The organism is Alicyclobacillus sacchari, from assembly GCF_004366795.1.
Taxonomy (GTDB): domain Bacteria; phylum Bacillota; class Bacilli; order Alicyclobacillales; family Alicyclobacillaceae; genus Alicyclobacillus; species Alicyclobacillus sacchari.
On sequence record NZ_SORF01000015.1, the window covers coordinates 1 to 18,217 of the forward strand.

General features: G+C 52.2%; 16 protein-coding genes. 9 read left to right on the top strand and 7 right to left on the bottom strand.

Features of this window, described 5'->3' with window-relative positions:
- Positions 1–423: 423 nt before the first annotated feature.
- The 7 genes from C7445_RS12335 to dnaA all read right to left on the bottom strand — a co-directional run bounded on the left by C7445_RS12335 (position 424) and on the right by dnaA (position 10,055).
- Positions 424–1,215, bottom strand: coding sequence for a GNAT family N-acetyltransferase (locus C7445_RS12335; protein ID WP_134160749.1), 792 nt, complete (start codon positions 1,213–1,215; stop codon positions 424–426).
- A 258-nt stretch (positions 1,216–1,473) separates the two neighbouring features.
- On the bottom strand, positions 1,474–3,945 hold the full coding sequence (gene gyrA, locus C7445_RS12340; protein ID WP_134160751.1) for a DNA gyrase subunit A: 2,472 nt from the start codon (positions 3,943–3,945) through the stop codon (positions 1,474–1,476).
- Positions 3,946–3,999: 54 nt separating this feature from the next.
- On the bottom strand, positions 4,000–5,901 hold the full coding sequence (gyrB, locus tag C7445_RS12345) for a DNA topoisomerase (ATP-hydrolyzing) subunit B (protein ID WP_134160753.1): 1,902 nt from the start codon (positions 5,899–5,901) through the stop codon (positions 4,000–4,002).
- A gap of 83 nt (positions 5,902–5,984) precedes the next feature.
- The gene (gene recF, locus C7445_RS12350) at positions 5,985–7,097 is read right to left on the bottom strand and encodes a DNA replication/repair protein RecF (protein ID WP_134160755.1); all 1,113 of its coding nucleotides are present in this window, start codon (positions 7,095–7,097) and stop codon (positions 5,985–5,987) included.
- Positions 7,084–7,308 (bottom strand): S4 domain-containing protein YaaA, encoded by a 225-nt coding sequence (gene yaaA, locus C7445_RS12355; RefSeq protein WP_134160757.1) that lies wholly within the window; start codon positions 7,306–7,308, stop codon positions 7,084–7,086. The genes recF and yaaA overlap by 14 nt, the downstream gene beginning before the upstream one ends.
- A 2-nt stretch (positions 7,309–7,310) precedes the next feature.
- Positions 7,311–8,432, bottom strand: a complete 1,122-nt coding sequence (dnaN, locus tag C7445_RS12360) for a DNA polymerase III subunit beta (RefSeq protein WP_134160759.1) — start codon at positions 8,430–8,432, stop codon at positions 7,311–7,313.
- Between the two features lie 228 nt (positions 8,433–8,660).
- Positions 8,661–10,055, bottom strand: a complete 1,395-nt coding sequence (gene dnaA, locus C7445_RS12365) for a chromosomal replication initiator protein DnaA (protein ID WP_134160761.1) — start codon at positions 10,053–10,055, stop codon at positions 8,661–8,663.
- A gap of 481 nt (positions 10,056–10,536) precedes the next feature.
- Between dnaA and rpmH the strand changes: the two genes are divergently transcribed.
- The 9 genes from rpmH to noc all read left to right on the top strand — a co-directional run bounded on the left by rpmH (position 10,537) and on the right by noc (position 18,121).
- Positions 10,537–10,671 carry a 50S ribosomal protein L34 gene (gene rpmH / locus C7445_RS12370; protein WP_040288739.1) on the top strand — a complete coding sequence of 45 codons (135 nt, stop codon included), beginning with the start codon at positions 10,537–10,539 and terminating at the stop codon, positions 10,669–10,671.
- Between the two features lie 54 nt (positions 10,672–10,725).
- Positions 10,726–11,064 carry a ribonuclease P protein component gene (gene rnpA / locus C7445_RS12375; protein ID WP_134160763.1) on the top strand — a complete coding sequence of 113 codons (339 nt, stop codon included), beginning with the start codon at positions 10,726–10,728 and terminating at the stop codon, positions 11,062–11,064.
- A gap of 21 nt (positions 11,065–11,085) precedes the next feature.
- Complete coding sequence (gene yidD / locus C7445_RS12380) at positions 11,086–11,304, top strand: membrane protein insertion efficiency factor YidD (RefSeq protein ID WP_134160765.1); 219 nt, start codon at positions 11,086–11,088, stop codon at positions 11,302–11,304.
- Between the two features lie 12 nt (positions 11,305–11,316).
- Entirely contained in the window at positions 11,317–12,306 is a 990-nt protein-coding gene (locus C7445_RS12385) for a YidC/Oxa1 family membrane protein insertase (protein WP_134160767.1), read from the top strand.
- Positions 12,307–12,355: 49 nt separating this feature from the next.
- Positions 12,356–13,006 carry an RNA-binding cell elongation regulator Jag/EloR gene (jag, locus tag C7445_RS12390; protein ID WP_134160769.1) on the top strand — a complete coding sequence of 217 codons (651 nt, stop codon included), beginning with the start codon at positions 12,356–12,358 and terminating at the stop codon, positions 13,004–13,006.
- Positions 13,007–13,110: 104 nt separating this feature from the next.
- Entirely contained in the window at positions 13,111–14,490 is a 1,380-nt protein-coding gene (gene mnmE / locus C7445_RS12395) for a tRNA uridine-5-carboxymethylaminomethyl(34) synthesis GTPase MnmE (protein WP_134160770.1), read from the top strand.
- A gap of 34 nt (positions 14,491–14,524) precedes the next feature.
- On the top strand, positions 14,525–16,414 hold the full coding sequence (mnmG, locus tag C7445_RS12400) for a tRNA uridine-5-carboxymethylaminomethyl(34) synthesis enzyme MnmG (RefSeq protein WP_134160772.1): 1,890 nt from the start codon (positions 14,525–14,527) through the stop codon (positions 16,412–16,414).
- Positions 16,404–17,123 (top strand): 16S rRNA (guanine(527)-N(7))-methyltransferase RsmG, encoded by a 720-nt coding sequence (gene rsmG, locus C7445_RS12405; protein ID WP_134160774.1) that lies wholly within the window; start codon positions 16,404–16,406, stop codon positions 17,121–17,123. The genes mnmG and rsmG overlap by 11 nt, the downstream gene beginning before the upstream one ends.
- 155 nt (positions 17,124–17,278) lie before the next feature.
- Positions 17,279–18,121, top strand: a complete 843-nt coding sequence (noc, locus tag C7445_RS12410) for a nucleoid occlusion protein (RefSeq protein WP_134160776.1) — start codon at positions 17,279–17,281, stop codon at positions 18,119–18,121.
- Positions 18,122–18,217: the final 96 nt, after the last annotated feature.

The following is an 18,217-nucleotide window of genomic DNA, read 5'->3' on the forward strand; positions in this document are numbered from 1 at the left end:
AAACTCTCAATGAAATCTCACTATCCCGCATACGCGAGACAGATAAACTGGCGTGGTGTGTGTTTAGTTTTCAAGGAGCGACGCTGCCGTTCGAGGCAGCCCAATCAATATATCACAGCTTACACTTCATCGTCAATCGGTAAGTTTTGCATCGCTCACTCGCTGGCGAGAAACAGCTTCTTACCGACTGTGCTGCTTGGCGTCGCAAACTGCGCCGTCCGAAGCGGCATCGACTACTATACTACGCAGTCTCACGTTTGTCCACTAGAAGATGTTGGTGCAAAGCCATCATCTGAAGTGAACCTGAAGACGCGTAACTCTGCAAGATGAAGGCCGCTGAATCAGCGGCGAAAAGGATGTTAACACCTTTTGATACAAGTGTCAATATATCAAAATAAAAGTTAAAGGGGACTGTCCACCAGTTCAGCGATAGAACTGTGTCCAGCCCCCAATTTCCTGAAATCCAAGGCGATAATAAATCTCGCCCGCTTTGGGATTATCATAGAACAAACAAAGCCTCTTCCCGCGTTCGTCGTACGTTTCGCAGATTTTAGCCACGCACTGCGTGGCATATCCTTGTCCACGGTACAAAGGCCTTGTACATACACCTACAACCATTGCCGAAAGCGAATTCTCAGCGACAGTTGAAGCGGCCGATGCGAGTTCTCCCGCTTCGCCGGGAACAAAATAGTGGAGTCCTGTACGCGACTGAATGGACTGTCTGAGACTTTCTCGCGTCGTTGTACTATCCGCAAACTCCACGATGGTACGCCGCAACTGTAACAGCGCATCAACGTGATCGAGTGTCGCCTCTTGCACCAGCGACGTATCGATGTGTGGACGGGGCGCACCAGGTTTGCGTTCTGCAAAGTGAAACTCTCGCGTGCGACTTGGTATGTACCCAGCTTGCTTCCGAAACGTCGCAAGCGACAGCGAATCTCCCTGAAGCAACGTCCATGCAGTGTTTGCCGAAAGAATGCGCACAGCTTCCTCGGAGCCTTCTCCCGTTTCTGTTGAGTAAATAAAGCTGCCAAAGTAGCGTAGGAGCACGGTGCGCACATCGCCCCTATCGTCGATGTACCCCCACACTTCCTGAAAGGGCACATCATATCCGTGTGCCTCGATATCACCAAGCAGAAACAGATTCTGCGACGGTCTGCGCGTCAAGAACGGCAACACCCGGTCGTGATCGCACGCGGTCAACTTCCGGAACATTCTTTTCCCTCATTTCCCGATCCGCCGCAGTAACCGGCAGCCAAAACATATTTCGTTATTCCTTAACGAGTGCGTTCACCACGATAAAGCAAAGCCCTACAAAGACCGCAAACGCAAGGTACATGGCTCCTGTATGAACTAGAAACGTCCAAAGCACGTTGGTCATCGGCGTCTCCTCCTCGGATCCTCATCGTAGCAAACTGGAACCACGATCTCCAGTGGGCGGTATGTAGAACCGCCCACTGCGACAACACTCACTCAACTTTGTGAATCGGCTTCGTCAGTGTCGTCGTCCCCAATCACACGGCTGACGGAAGCCACTTCCTGTCCCTCGTCTACGTTAATCAATCGCACGCCTTGTGTATTCCTGCTCTGCGTAGAAATGTCGCGCACATGAATACGTATTGCGACGCCCGATTGCGAGATGATCATCAAGTCGTCATCCGCCGTCACCATGCACATTTCAATCGCCTGCCCGTTCTTTGGCGTGCAATTGATGGTCTTAATCCCTTTGCCGCCTCTGGACTGGGCACGATACTCCTGCACCGGCGTACGCTTGCCGTAACCGCGGGACGTGACCACAAGGACATCGTGATCGTCTTCTGCAATGTCCATTGCGATCACCTCGTCCTTCGCGCCCAGCGAAATGCCTTTGACACCCGTAGCGGCACGCCCCATCGGACGTACATCGGTCTCGGGGAAACGGATCGCCAGGCCCAGGCGAGTCACCATCATGATTTCCTTCGATCCGTCTGTCAACTTAACTCCGACCACATCGTCGTCATCGCGAAGATTGATCGCAATCAAGCCATTCTTGCGGATGTTGGAATACTCGCTTAGCGGCGTCTTTTTGACAATTCCCTGCCGGGTGGCAAAGACGAGATTGATCCCGTCAATCTCGGACGGGTCCAACGATTTTACCGGAATCACGGCGTTGATTTTCTCGTCTTGCTCGACGTTCAGCAAATTCACGATAGGAATACCGCGCGCCTGCCTGCTGAACTCAGGTACGTCATAGGCCTTAATCGCGTACATGCGCCCACGATTCGTGAAAAACAAGAGGTAATCGTGCGTCGACGTGACGTGTAACCCCTCGACGAAGTCCTCATCGCGCGTTCCCATCAGCGACATGCCACGGCCCCCGCGTTTCTGACTGTGGTACGTCGAAAGCGGAATCCTTTTAATGTAGCCGCGATGCGTAATGGCGATCACGACGTCATGTACGGGAATCAAGTCTTCCTCGTTAATCTCGCCCTCTGCCGCGATGATCTTCGACTTCCGATCATCACCATACTTATCCCGAATCTCCAGCAATTCGTTGCGGATGACACCCAAGAGCAGTGACTCGTCGGCAAGGATCGAGCGCAAATAGCGAATGCGCTCCATCAACTCTGCATATTCCTGCTCAATTTTCTCCCGCTCCAAACCTGTCAACCGTTGCAAGCGCATGTCGAGAATCGCTTGTGCCTGTTCCTCGGACAGACCGAATGAAGTCATCAACCCTTCGCGCGCTTCATCGACCGTCTGCGACGCGCGAATGAGTGCGATGACGGCATCAAGGTGATCAAGGGCAATCCGCAAACCTTCGAGGATGTGGGCCCGTGCTTCCGCCTTGTTCAAGTCGTACTGCGTACGCCGACGTACAACTTCGCGTTGGTGATTGAGATAATGAACCAATGTCTCCCGAAGCGTTAGAATCTTTGGTTCGCCGTTCACCAAGGCCAAGTTGATGACACCGAAGCTCGCCTGCAAACTCGTGTGTTTGAAGAGATTGTTCAGCACAACCTGTGGGCGCACGTCACGGCGCAACTCGATCACGACACGCATGCCCTTGCGGTCACTTTCGTCGCGCAAATCGGTAATACCATCGACCTTCTTGTCGCGCACCAGTTCCGCAATCTTCTCGACGATTCGGGCTTTATTCTGCTGGTATGGAATCTCCGTGACGACAATTCGCGTTTTGCCCGCAGACATCTCTTCAAAATGCGTGACGGCACGAACCGTGATGGACCCCCGCCCTGTCTCATACGCTTTGCGGATCCCATCACGGCCGAGAATCAAGCCGCCCGTGGGAAAGTCTGGACCTTTAATCACCTTCATCAGGTCATCCACCGTTGCCTCGGGCCTGTCGATAAGCATGATGACCCCATCGATGACCTCACGCAAATTGTGCGGCGGAATGTTGGTCGCCATACCAACGGCGATCCCACTCGATCCGTTAACAAGCAAATTTGGAAACCGCGAAGGCAAAACGACGGGTTCCTGCTCCTGCTCGTCGTAGTTCGGGATAAAATCGACCGTCTCTTTGTTGATATCGCGCAGCAACTCCAGCGCGATCGCAGACATACGAGATTCTGTATAACGCATGGCGGCGGCTGAGTCACCGTCGATGGAGCCGAAGTTACCATGGCCATCGACCAGCGGATATCGCGTCGAAAAGTCCTGTGCGAGACGCACCAATGCGTCGTACACGGCCGTATCGCCATGCGGGTGAAATTTACCAAGAACGTCGCCGACGATGCGCGACGACTTTTTGTATGGCTTGTCCGGCGTCATGCCGGCATCGTACATCGCATATAAAATCCGCCTGTGAACAGGCTTGAGGCCATCGCGAACATCGGGAATTGCCCGAGCAACGATGACGCTCATTGCGTAATCCATAAACGAGTTCCGCAACTCCTGGCTGATATCGATCGGTAGGACGCCGCGAGAACTATTCTGTTCTGCCATGTCATTCACCCCTCATCGGAATTTTCCCGTCTGGGTTCCCCTGGCGGACTGCCGTCACACGTCGAGGTTCCGCACATAACGCGCGTGCTCTGCAATGAAATCTCGGCGTGGTTCGACCTTGTCGCCCATCAAGGTGCTAAAGATCATGTCGGCGTCCATCGCGTCTTCCATCGTGACTTGCAGCAATGTACGAGACTCTGGGTCCATCGTCGTTTCCCAGAGTTGGTCGGCATTCATTTCCCCGAGGCCCTTGTACCGCTGCAACTTCACGCCCTGTCTGCCCATTTCTTGCAACGCTTGCTCCAGTTGCGCATCGGAGTAGGCGTAGCGAATCACTTTGCCCTTCTCAATCTTGTAGAGTGGCGGTTGTGCGATATAGATATAGCCGGCATCGATGAGCGGCCGCATAAAGCGATAGAACAACGTCAACAGCAGGATGCGAATATGGCTGCCGTCGTGATCGGCATCTGTCATAATGACGATTTTGTGATAACGGGCTTTGCTCAAATCAAACTCGTCGCCGATACCGGTGCCACATGCGGTAATAATGGCCCTGATTTCTTCGTTGGACAACACCTTGTCCAAGCGGGCCTTTTCGACGTTGATAATCTTCCCCCGCAGCGGCAAGATGGCTTGTGTTTGCGGATCTCGCCCACCCTTTGCCGATCCCCCGGCCGAATCACCCTCGACGAGATACAATTCCGAGACTTCTGGGTCCTTTGAAACGCAATCCGTCAACTTTCCAGGCAAACTCGTGACTTCCATCTTTTTGTTGCGAGTAAGTTCGCGAGCCCGTTTAGCTGCCTCTCGGGCACGTGCGGCAAGCACACACTTTTCGAGAATCCTGCGAGCCACAGACGGATTCTCCTCGAGGAAGATTTGTAGCCGCTCTCCGAACAGACTTTCGACGATCCCGCGGACTTCGCTGTTACCCAGCTTTGTCTTGGTTTGTCCCTCAAATTGTGGCTCCGGAACTTTCACACTGACAACGGCTGTAAGCCCTTCGCGGACGTCATCGCCTGTCAGACTGCCGTCACTGCCTTTAACGAGGTTATTGCGACGACCATAATCGTTGATAATACGGGTCAGTGCGCTCTTAAAACCGGCTTCGTGGGTACCACCCTCGCCGGTGTTGATGTTGTTTGCAAACGAGTACAAGGTCGAACTGTAGCCGTCGTTATACTGCAATGCAATCTCGACCGTGACCTCTTCTTTCACGCCCTGTACGTAAATCGGCTCAGGAAACAAGACGTCCTTTGAGTGGTTCAGATAGAGAACGAACTCTTTGACACCACCTTCGTAGTGGTACTCGAAACGCTTCCCGCCCTCGCGCTCATCCTCGAGCACAATCTCGAGCCCGGCGTTTAAAAACGCCAGTTCCCGTAAGCGATTTTGCAGCGTCTCCGCTGAAAACTCCGTCGTTTCCGTGAAAATCTCTGGATCCGGCCGGAACGTGACAGTTGTGCCTGTTCGATTCGTCTCCCCGACAATCTTTAAGTCGTACAGCGGAGTCCCGCGCTCGTATTCTTGTACGTGAATCTTGCCGTCCCGATGGACTTCAACTTTCAGCCATTCAGACAAAGCGTTCACAACGGATGCACCGACACCGTGCAAACCACCTGATACTTTATATCCGGCACCGCCAAACTTGCCACCTGCGTGTAGGACAGTTAAGGCCGTTTCCACCGCGGGCCGCCCTGTCTTGGCGTGAATCCCGACGGGAAACCCGGCGCCGTTGTCTATGACACTGACGCTATTATCCGGGTGAACCTGGACGACGATCCTCGTGCATCGCCCCGCCAGTGCTTCGTCGACGGCGTTGTCGACAATTTCCCAGACCAGATGGTGCAGGCCTTTGACACTGGTCGATCCGATGTACATACCAGGGCGTTTCCGCACAGCCTGCAAGCCTTCCAGGACCTCTATTTGCGACTCGTCGTACACTTGTTCTGACAACTAGGTTCCCTCCACACTCACGTCAAGACAGAGCAAAGCCTCTCGGATGTTCATCTTTACAGAATCACCGAGTTTTTGCTCATTCAGACGTTATCACAGCTTATTATACCAGAAGCGACTCGGAAGAGCCGGGCACCGTCTGCAAGCTCGCGCTCCAAGTGGTATAGGCTCGTCGTTGTAATCATCGTCTGTACCTTTCGGCTCATGGACAAGACCAAATTTCTCTGTCGTCTATCGTCCAACTCGGATAACACGTCGTCCAAGAGCAGCACCGGATACTCGCCGAGCTCCTGGTACATAAAGTCAATTTCGGCCAAGCGGAGAGCGAGCGCGATCGTGCGCTGCTGCCCCTGGCTTGCAAAACTCTGGACATCCTGGCCGTTTAGATAGAGACGCAAGTCGTCCCGATGCGGCCCAACGGTTGTATATCCCATCCTTAAGTCTGTCGAGTGCTTGCCGAGAAGCGCCCGCTCGATTCGTTCCGCGATCTCGTCGATAGAATGGCCCGCTTGCACCTCGCCAATCGAACTTGCATAGCGGAAAGTGAACTGTTCACGTCCTTCGGAAATTTCATCGTAAATCTGCTTTGCATACCGTTGTAGCTCTTCTAGAAAACGCAACCGTCGTTGCAGGACATGAGCACCATGATGAGCAAGCTGTGCGTCAAATGACATGTAAAGAGTTGGATCACTCGCACCGTCTTTTAAAAGCTTGTTGCGCTGGGCAAGAGTTCGGTTGTAATGGGTTAGATGGTGCAGGTACAGAGGTTGGGTTTGCCCAAGTTCCACGTCAAGAAAGCGCCTGCGCTCGCGCGGACCTGCCTTGACCAATTGGAGATCTTCCGGTGCAAACAGCACAACCTGAAAATGACCGATAAAATCGGTCATTTTCCCTAACTGAAGGCGATTGATGTACGCTTTGCGGCCGTTTCCGCCAAGCTCAAGGCGGAGCGAACGAGAACCCGAATGGCACACAATGTCTCCTGTGATCACGGCCTTATCGGCTGTCCAACGAACCATGTCTTTGTCCTTACTGGTACGATGGGACTTGCCAACGGCGAGCAGCAACATTGCCTCGAGTGCGTTTGTCTTGCCTTGTCCATTCTCCCCGCAGAACACATTGACTTCTGGTCCTAATGCGAGCAATTGCTCTTCATAGTTGCGAAAGTTATGCAACGAGAGATTATGGAGCCGCATGCTCATCTCCGACCAATCGATACGTCTGCGAGTCAATCACAAGAACGTCCCCAGGAACTAATTTGCGTCCGCGGCGCTGCTCGGCTTCACCGTTGACATGAACCTTCCGCTCCGCGAGATACGCTTTGACCTCTCCACCCGAAGACACGATATCAAGGCGTTTTAAAAGCTGCCCCAATGTGATGTAGCCATGTTCAATGCGAATTTCCATAGTTACCTCCACAACACTGGCGAGATCAGCTGGAGGATCGATGAATCGCCCGTCTTTTCGATGACAAATGCTTGTGTCGGACCGTTAAACCGAATGTTGACTTCCGCCGCATTGAGGGCTCGCAACGCGTCCATAACATAGCGGGCATTGAATGCGATTTGCAAGTTATCCCCTTGCTTCTGCAAGACTTGAACGGTCTCCAAGACATTGCCGATCTCCGGTGAGCTTGATGAGACAGTGATGGATTCCTGCTCCATTTCTAGACGAACCATGTTGTTATCGCGATCGCGCGCAATCAAGGCGGCTCGGTCGATGGCGCCAAGCATTTCATCGCTTGATACGATCACTTCAGTTTTGGCCGACGTGGGGATCAAGCGAGACGTATCCGGGTATGTGCCTTCGAGCAATCGTGTATAGAAACTCGTTTGCCCGCATACGAACAAGCTATGGCTGGGTGTTAGGTAGATGTCGACTGGATCGTCGTTATCTGGCAAAATCTTGGCCAGTTCAATCAGGGATTTCCCCGGTATGACAGCTTCCCAGTTCGGGAGATTGGCTTGGACAACGCGATGTTTGGCCAAGCGCAAACCGTCTGTCGCGACAAAGGTGAGCTCGTCATTTTTACAGGTAATCGAAATCCCTGTCAAAATCGGGCGAACTTCGGACGTTGCCGTGGCAAATGCCGTAGTCTCAATCAATCGTGCAAGCATTGATGAAGGGATTTGAGCCCCTGTGATACCAAGAAACTTAGGTAGTTCAGGAAACTCATCGGCATCAATGCCGTGCAGGTGGAACTGCACATTTCCAGATGAAATTTCGGTCATATAGTTGCTGGCGACGTGCATAGAGATCTGTGTATCCGGAAGTTTGCGAACGATGTCGCTGAAGTAACGTGCTGGTAGAACGATGGAACCCGGATCGGCAACGATCAACTGGTTATGATCATCACTTGGGATTCGCATTTGGATCGCTAGTTGCAAGTCATATGCCGTTGCAACGAGCTCGTTTTCACTCACTTCAAGCAAGATTCCCGCCAATGCCTGTTTTGGGGTACGAACCGCAACCGCCTTCGAAACAGTTTGTATAGCAAGAGCCAATGCTGTTTTGGATATGGCGAAACGCATGCACGTCGACTCCTTCCTGAGGCCGAAGATGAGCCTTAGGTGTCTCGTTTTCTTGATTTAGAATGAGTAGATTTAGATCTTTAACAAGATCGTATTCATAGTCATAGGTGCGGTGAATATGTGGATAAGTGTCGGATCATGAAGAAATATATCATACACAGCCTGTTGATAAGCATGTGGATAAGTGTAGGGTTCGCGTTGTCCACATGTGCATAGGTGTGTATATCTTCACATCAGGGTTCGGATGGCTTCAGCCAGTCGATCAATCGTTGCTCGTAAATCCACATCTTTCTCCAATTCCTCCGCGACGCGATCGCAAGCATGCATGACGGTTGTGTGATCGCGCCCACCAAACGCCTCTCCAATTCGCGGCAACGACATATCGGTTAATTCGCGTGTCAAATACATGGCGATTTGGCGCGGAAACGCAATATTGCGCGTGCGCTTTTTGCCGCGCAAGTCGTCGATGCGCAAGCCGAAGTGATCACTGATGACTTTTTGTACTTGGTTGACCGTGACGGCGCGTGGCCGATTCGGTTGAATAATGTCTTTCAGCGCGACCTGCGCAAGTTCCGGCGTTACGTCTTCATTGACCAATGACGAATAGGCGACGACGCGTATCAGTGCGCCCTCCAGCTCGCGGATGTTGGAGTCAATCTGATCTGCGATGTACGCGAGTACATTCTCGGAGATATCGAGTCCGTCGGACTTTGCCTTTCGCTGTAAGATTGCAATTCTGGTCTCTAGATCAGGCGGCTGGATATCGGTGATGAGCCCCCATTCAAAGCGCGATCGCAACCGGTCTTCCAGCGTCGGGATTTCACGGGGAGGGCGATCGCTGCTGATGACGATTTGTTTGCCCGCTTCATGAAGGCTGTTGAACGTGTGAAAGAACTCTTCCTGGGTTTGTTCTTTGTTCGCGAGAAACTGAATATCGTCAATAAGTAGTACATCTATGGATCGATACTTGCTTCGAAAACTTTCCGTACTGCCGTCGCGAATCGCCGTGATGAATTCGTTGGTGAACCTCTCGGATGAAAGGTAGCGAACCTTGGCTGGTGGATTGTGCTCTTTGACGTAGTGTCCAATCGCGTGCATTAAGTGCGTCTTGCCCAGGCCGACACCGCCATAGATAAACAACGGGTTATAAGCTTGCGCCGGGCGTTCTGAGACCGCTAAGCAGGCTGCATGGGCAAAACGGTTACTGGCGCCGATGACGAAGGTCTCGAAGGTATAACGAGGGATGAGCGACGCGGTGGTATCTCCGTCCTCTTCGGCCGACGTTTGTCCAGCGGTAGGCACAGGTTGACGATCCACCGGTACCTCCAACGTGGCGGCGGTTTCCTCTTCTTTAGAAGGTGTGACGAATCGAATCCGGTATTCCTGCTCGGTCAGCGCAATAATGAGGTTTTGGATCATCGTTGTATAGCGCTGTTCTATCCAGTTTCGTACGAAGGTAGACGGCACAAGGACATATAAAGTACGCGCTTCTTCATCCAGCCGTATAATCTTCGTTTCTTCAAACCAGATGTTGAATGTTGGGCCGGATAAGCGCTCCTTGAGCATGATCAGCACCTGATCCCAGAGGGTATCGAGGTACGTCGCGTCTAAGCCTGCACTCATAAGACAAGAAGCCCCCTAGTGATGAAAGAAAAAGTTATCCACAGCACCCGGGAGTCGAGGAATGACATGAGACGGCAGCCCTTCAACGAGGCTTCCTGTGGATATTATCTGCGAATCTATCAACATATAAATAGGGTGTGGGAAAGGTTATCCACAATCTGTGGATAAAGCTGTGGATATAAGCGAATCATACACAGCGTCTGTGGATAACGATAGGGCTTATCATAGCAGATAAATTCGGCGTCGAGCAATGTCGAAATGTATCTTTTCCACACAATCCATAGTCACTAGTGTCGAAATGTAGTGGGGCTGTGGAAATGTGTGTTCGGCTGTGGATGATGTAGGAGGTTGGGAGAAAAAATAAGGTTGTGTTCAATGTTATCCACATGTGGATAGGTGGATGGACCCTCGATTGACAAGTGGAGTATCATTGTGTATTGTACCTAACGTCTGTCTTTTGCCTGAAAAGGGAGGTGTCCTGATGAAGCCGACCTATCAACCGAATGTACGGAAACGCAAAAAGAACCACGGATTTCGTAAGCGGATGTCGACAAAGAACGGTCGTCGCGTCTTGGCCGCACGCCGCGCCAAGGGCCGTAAAGTTCTATCAGCGTAAGGGCCACGTTTCGTGGCCTTTTTTGATGAATGTACCGGGACTGGAGGACTGGGTTTGCAGAGCCAGTTTCGTTTAAAAGAAAACCGAGATTTTCGCCGTGTGTTTCGGCGCGGGAAGTCGTTTGCGACAGCGAGGCTCGTATTGTATTATTGCGACAATCGTGAAGGTCGTGTACGTGTTGGTTTCTCCATCAGTAAAAAAGTGGGCAATGCGGTGGTTCGCAACCGTCTAAAACGGGTGTTGCGGGCGGTTTTCCAAACGTGGCTGCCAGAGTTGAAAGACAAGTCCATTGATATTGTAGTGGTTTGCCGTACGGACGCCGCAGGTGCGGATTTTCAAATTTTGTATCAAGATGTGTCGAAGCTCCTCCATAAGTCCAAAATCGTGATATGATGTGACCGGAGATGAGTGCGGATGCGATGGTTTCTGATCAAGCTGATTCGTGCATATCAATTGTTCATTTCACCGATGACGCTTCCAACTTGTCGGTTTACACCATCGTGTTCTGAATACGCTGTACAAGCTCTTGTGAGATTCGGGCCTGTCTACGGTAGTTGGCTCGCGATTCGCCGATTGGTTAAATGCGGTCCATGGCATCCAGGCGGCGTTGACGAAGTTCCGCAGACGAAGTAGGGGGATATCTGGTTGAAGTCGAAACGCACGCAGAGAAAATGGACGTTTTTACTCAGTGCGGTGGTAGTGCTTGCCCTGACAGGGTGCGGTATGTACCCAAGCAAGCCGGGCCATTGGCCACATAATGTATGGGGTACAATTCTTCATGGCATTTCAGACTTGATGGATTTCTTTGCCCGGCATCTCGGCAATAACTACGGGATCGCCATCTTGATCATGACGGTCATCGTTCGTTTGATCATCCTGCCGCTGTTTATTCGGCAACTTCGGTATCAGCGTGTCATGATGGAGTTGCAGCCGCAGATTCAGAAGATTCGTTCCAAGTACAAGGGAGACAACCAGAAGATTCAAGAAGAAACCATGAAGCTGTACCAAGAGACAGGTGCCAATCCGCTTGCGGGTTGTTTCCCCATGCTCATCCAGCTTCCGTTTTTATACGCGTTTTACGGCGCTATTCTCGGCAATCCCAACATGCGTGAGAGCACGTTTCTTGGGATCTTTCGTTTAGGACAGCATGATCCTTATTACGTTTTGCCTATTTTGGCAGGCTTGTCGACGCTGCTATCGTCGTGGTTGACCATGCGTAACCAGCCTGCGCAGCAGCGTGCCATGTTGTTCGTGATGCCTGTCATGATTTTCTTCATCGGTGCGCGTTTACCCGGTGGACTTGTGTTGTACTGGATTTACACAAACCTAATCACGGCGATTCAAACATACTTTTTCATCACCCGTCCAACTGCAAAGGGCAATTTGGCCACAGCAGGAACGACTGCTGAAGTAGCGGCACCTGTGAAAGCGAATCAAAGATCTACGAAGGTCTCGACGGGATCGAGAGCTTCCGGCCGCGGATCTTCTGCTAAGGCAAGTGGTGATCGGAAGGACAAGTCGAAACCTGTTTCGGCAAGCGGGGGTAAATCGGAAAAGCGTAAATCAAGTGCTCCTAAACAGGCTGATCAACAGGATGACTCGACTGCGCGTTCCGATACAGAGACGGTGGACTGAGGGATACTTGAGGGCTGCGTGTAACGTGTTGACTGAGGGAGTGGCCTAGATGAAAAAAGTGGTCGCAACCGGACGGACGGTTGAAGAGGCGGTTACGTCGGCGCTTGTGCGCCTTGGCGTCTCGAGGTCGCAGGCGGAGATTCGTGTGATTTCTGAGCCAGTGAAGGGGCTGTTTGGTTTTATTGGTGGCAAAGATGCCGAAGTGGAAGTTCGCGTCATTGATACTCCGCTCGATATGGCCAAGGAGTTCTTGCATGGGTTGCTCGAAAAGATGGGGATTTCCGCAGGTGTTTCAGCCGATGAGCAATTGACAGAGGAGGGCGCAGTGCCCTTGTCCATTTCATGTGGAGAAGATGCATTGCCAATTGTGATTGGACGTCACGGGTCGACGCTTGATTCCATGCAGTACTTGGTCAATGTTGTTGCAAACCGCAATGCCCATTCCGTTGTCAAATTTGCAGTCGATGCCGGAGGATATAGACAGCGACGTAAGGATAACTTGCGTCGAATAGCTGACCAGGCGGCGGAGCGAGCTGTTCGCTTGGGACGGCCAGTGTCGTTAGAAGCGATGCCGTCGGCGGATCGCAAATGGGTTCACACGTATTTGCAAGGGCGAGAAGATGTCACCACGTTAAGCGAAGGTCAAGAACCGTATCGGCGGGTGAAGGTGGCCCCTAAGCGGAACCATTTTGTCGATTAAGCGGACGAAGGGACAGTTGGTACCCATCGGATAGAACTGAACGACTCTTGCGTGACCCCGCTGCGAAGTGGGGTTTCTTGTTACGATCTGTTGGAGGTGAGGGTGTGCAGGAGGATACCATCGCGGCTATCGCTACGGCAATCGGAGAGGGCAGTGTTGGCATTGTCCGAGTGAGCGGTGAGATGGCACAATCCATCGGTGAGAAGTTGGTGCGAACCCCTTCTGGACGGCCGCTCCGTTTGGCTCGACGCACAATGCGCTATGGGCACGTTGTGCAGCCGGGTTCGGATGATCCGCTTGATGAGGCGATCGTGCTATGGATGCCTGGACCCCACAGTTATACGGGCGAGGATGTTCTTGAGTTGCAGGTGCACGGGGGCGTGCATGTGTTGCAATCGGTGCTTGCGGCATGTCTCGCGGCAGGTGCCCGCATGGCGGAGCCGGGGGAGTTTACGAAACGTGCATTTCTCAATGGGCGGATGGACCTGTCGCAAGCCGAAGCCGTGATCGACCTAATCAGGGCGAAGACAGAGTTCGCCGGCAAGATGGCGTTGCGACAGGTGGAGGGCCGCTTTGGTGACGAGGTGCGCTCTATTCGCAAGGAATTGTTGGCCTTGCAAGCGCATGTAGAGGTGACGATCGACTATCCCGAACACGATGTGGAGGACGTGGCTTGCCAGCAGGTGTTGACTGTCGGCGAACAACTGTTGGGGCGTATCGATCAATTGATTGCCTCGGCAGCGCTTGGGCGGGTGTTGCGCGAAGGTGTAGCGACGGCCATCGTCGGTCGTCCGAATGTGGGTAAGTCGTCGCTGTTAAACGCGCTGCTGCAAAGGGAACGTGCGATTGTAACGGATATTCCAGGGACGACGCGCGATGTGCTCGAGGAATATATCAATTTGCGCGGCATTCCGCTCAGGCTGATGGATACAGCGGGCATCCGGGAAACAGAGGATGTCGTCGAGCAGATCGGCGTTGTTCGATCACGCCAATCGATGGCCGACGCGGAGTTGGTTCTTCTGGTTTACGACGGAAGTCAACCACTGACGGACGACGATTGGGCACTCGAACGGGAGACGGCCAAAATGCGGCGAATTGTCGTGGTCAACAAGGCGGACCAGGGAGTGCGGCGGGATACGCAAGCATGGATTGAAGGATTGGTTGCTCGGGGTGTCGTCTACCTTTCAGCGAAGACGGGAGAGGGCATTGATGCACTTGCGGATCGCGTGATCGACGTCATCGAACAGGAAATCGCAATGGATATGGACGCCAGTTATATGGCAAATGCACGTCAGACGCAGTTGTTGCAATTGGCAAAGCAGGATTTGTCCTCCGCTATGGATTCGGCTGCCGCAGGTGCTACGCTCGACTTGATTGCCGTTGCGCTTCAATCGGCCTATGCCCAGCTTGGTTACGCGATTGGCGAAGAGGCGGGAGAAGATCTTTTGGACGAGATTTTTTCACGATTTTGTCTAGGTAAATAGAACAAGGTTTCAATTTCAGAAAGAGGTGAAACAGATGCGGTTCTTTGCTGGTGAGTATGACGTGATCGTCATTGGAGCAGGCCATGCTGGCTGTGAAGCGGCGTTGGCGTCGGCACGGATGGGGTGCAAGACGCTTTTACTCACGATCAACTTGGATACCATCGCGTACATGCCTTGCAATCCGTCGATTGGCGGGCCTGCGAAGGGGATTGTCGTTCGCGAAATCGATGCGCTTGGCGGCCAAATGGCTCGCAACACGGATGCGACCTATATTCAGATGCGGATGTTGAATACGGGGAAGGGGCCTGCGGTGCAAGCGTTGCGCGCACAGGCGGACAAGGCGTATTATGCGTTGAACATGAAATGGACTTTGGAACGGACAGAGAACCTTGATCTGAAGCAGGCTTTGGTCGAAGAGTTGTTGACGCAAAATGGTGCCGTATATGGTGTTGTCACCAAAAGCGGGCAGGAGTTTCACGCGAAGGCGGTCGTGTTGACAACAGGAACGTACTTGCGCGGGCGTATTTTTATCGGGGATGTCTCGTATGAAAGCGGTCCGAATGGACAAATGCCAGCGGTGAAATTATCCGATTCGTTGCTCGATCTCGGTTTTCAACTGGTCCGTTTCAAGACCGGCACGCCGCCGCGGATCAATCGAAATTCAATTGATTTTAGCAAATTAATTGCACAACCCGGGGATCCAGTTCCCAAGCACTTTTCGTTTGATCCAGACACTCCGATTCGCGATCAGGTGCCGTGTTGGCTGACTGGCACTACGGAAACAGGGCATTCTATTATTTTGGAAAACCTCGATCGCGCACCGATGTATAGCGGCGAAATTAAGGGAACGGGACCCCGCTATTGTCCGTCCATTGAGGATAAAGTTGTGCGTTTCCGCGATAGACCGAGTCACCAGATTTTCTTGGAGCCAGAAGGTCCCAATACGTGCGAATGGTATGTACAGGGCCTATCGACGAGTCTGCCTGAAGATGTGCAGATCAAGTTATTGCACAGTATTCCTGGCCTTGAAAAGGCAGAGATGCTGCGGCCGGGTTACGCGATCGAGTACGACGCCATTGTGCCAACGCAACTTTGGCCATCGTTGGAGACCAAGCGCGTTGCAGGTCTGTTTACGGCGGGGCAAATCAACGGCACATCTGGGTATGAAGAGGCTGCTGGCCAGGGCATTATGGCGGGTATCAACGCCGCTCGCAAGGTGCGGGGTGAAGAACCTGTCGTGTTGTCGCGATCAGACGCCTATATCGCGGTCATGATTGACGATCTTGTCACCAAGGGTACCAATGAGCCGTATCGGCTCTTGACTTCGCGGGCCGAGTACAGGCTTTTGCTCAGACATGATAATGCGGATCTTCGGCTGATGGAGATTGGTTATCAGGTTGGGCTTCTGCCAGAAAAGGCTTATAGTCGGATGATGCGTAAGAAAGAAGGTATTTCGCAGGAATTGCAGCGTTTGTCGAGAACGCGGGTCAAGCCGGCGGAAGCCAATCCGAAGTTGCTGGAATGTGGTTCGCAACCGTTGGAAGATGGGGCAACACTTGCTCAATTGCTCAAGCGACCGGAATTGAGTTACGAGCAGGTGAAGATGATGGATCCAACGGGCGGCGTTGAGTTGGATCCTGAGATACAGGAACAAGTCGAGATCGAAATGAAATACGCTGGATATATTCAAAAGCAGGCCCAAGTCATCGAGCGTCAGAAGCGGCTTGAGAATCGCGTGTTGCCAGACGAGATTGACTATCAAACGATCCGTGGACTGGCTATGGAAGCGCGAGAGAAATTGTCGCGTATTCGACCTCGGACAGTGGGGCAGGCCTCGCGCATACCTGGCGTAACGCCGGCGGATATTTCTATCCTGCTCGTCTATCTTGAATCATACGAAGGACGCATGATGCATGGTTCATGAAACGGAAGGGCCTCTTTGGCCAATTGAGTTGAGTGAATTACAGTTGAGTCAGTTCGCTCGCTATTATGCAATGCTTGTCGACTGGAATGAGCGTATCAACTTGACCGGTATTGTCGATAGGGATGAAGTATATATTAAGCACTTTTACGATAGCCTCGCCGTCTCGAATCTGCCTTTGTGGCAGGAGATGGTGAGGCGAGGGGCGCGTGCCATCGACATCGGGTCGGGTGCTGGCTTTCCTGGAATTCCGTTGGCAATTGCCTATCCAAATATGTCGTTTGTTCTATGTGATGCGCTTCAAAAGCGTATTCATTTTTTGCAAGCGGTCTGTTCTGATCTCGGCCTGAATAACGTTGCGTGCATTCATGGTAGATCCGAGGATATGGGACGCGATTCGGCTCTGCGGGGTGCGTTTGATGTGGCTCTGGCAAGGGCGGTTGCACGTGCGAATGTGCTGATGGAGTACATGGCTCCTTTTTTGAAGTCTGGTGGCGTGGGCATCTGTTATAAAGGGCCTTCGTTTGTACACGAAGAGTTCGACGATGCCAAACGTGCCGCGCCCACATTACATTGTCGTCTACTTGAGCCCCTGACATATGAGTTGCCCCACGGCCTAGGGAGCCGAGCTTTAGCTCCTTTTATACAGATGCAGCCTGTGCCGAAGGCCTATCCGCGGAGAGCAGGTATACCGACTAAGCAGCCGCTGTGACATCCTGCAGACGTGGTGTGTCGAAACGTGTCAATTCGGTTCAAGTTTTGTAAATATATGAGAACGTTTGTCACCATGAAGGAATCCGAAGCTTATATGGTGAATTCGACAATTAGTGTCGATACTCGTTCGTTGATCGGAATTGAGGGGTCATCATGAGGGAATCTTGGGGACGATTCATCAGTCTGCGCGATTCCAGCAGCGCGAATGCACAGACGCAGGTAGTGGATATCCCTGTTCAAAACATTGTGTCGAATCCATATCAGCCACGTACCATCTTTAATCAAGAAGCGATTGAAGAGTTGGCGAAGACGATTCACACACACGGCGTCATTCAGCCGATTGTCGTCCGGAAAAAGGGGAATGTGTATGAGTTGATCGCGGGGGAGCGCCGTTTGCGTGCGGTTCGTCACCTCGGCTGGTCATCGATTCCGGCGATTGTACGCGACATGAACGATGCGCAAACGGCTTCAGCGGCGTTGATCGAAAATTTACAACGCGAAGGGCTAACACCTATTGAAGAAGCGGTGGCTTATCAGCAGTTACTGGAGTTGCACGGCTTGACGCAGGAAAGCCTCGCTCAGCGTTTGGGCAAGGGTCAGTCCACCATTGCAAATAAATTACGACTGTTGCACTTGCCGGAGACGGTACAACAGGCTTTGTTGACCAAGCAGATCACGGAGCGACATGCCCGGGCTTTACTCGCATTGCCAAGTGAAGAGATGCAGATTGAACTGTTGCATGAGTGCGTGGAAAAAGGTTGGAACGTCAAGCAGATGGAGGAGCGCGTAAAGGCTAAGCTCACCTCGCTTGAAGCAGCGGGTGGTAAGCGGTCGAAGTCACGTCGACGCGCATTATCAAAGGATGTGCGTTTGGCGGTCAATACCATCCGGCAGTCACTGGAAATGATACAGCAGACGGGTCTTGATGTCATGTGTGAAGAGTCTGATGAAGAAGCATTCTACCAATTTACCATTCGTGTACCAAAATCAGTATGACGAGTAGACACTCTTTTGTTTTGGTAATAATAACCTTATATCTTCAATTTGCGTGAAAGCGGCCGTACAGGCCGCTGATTCGCAATCTTCCTCCCC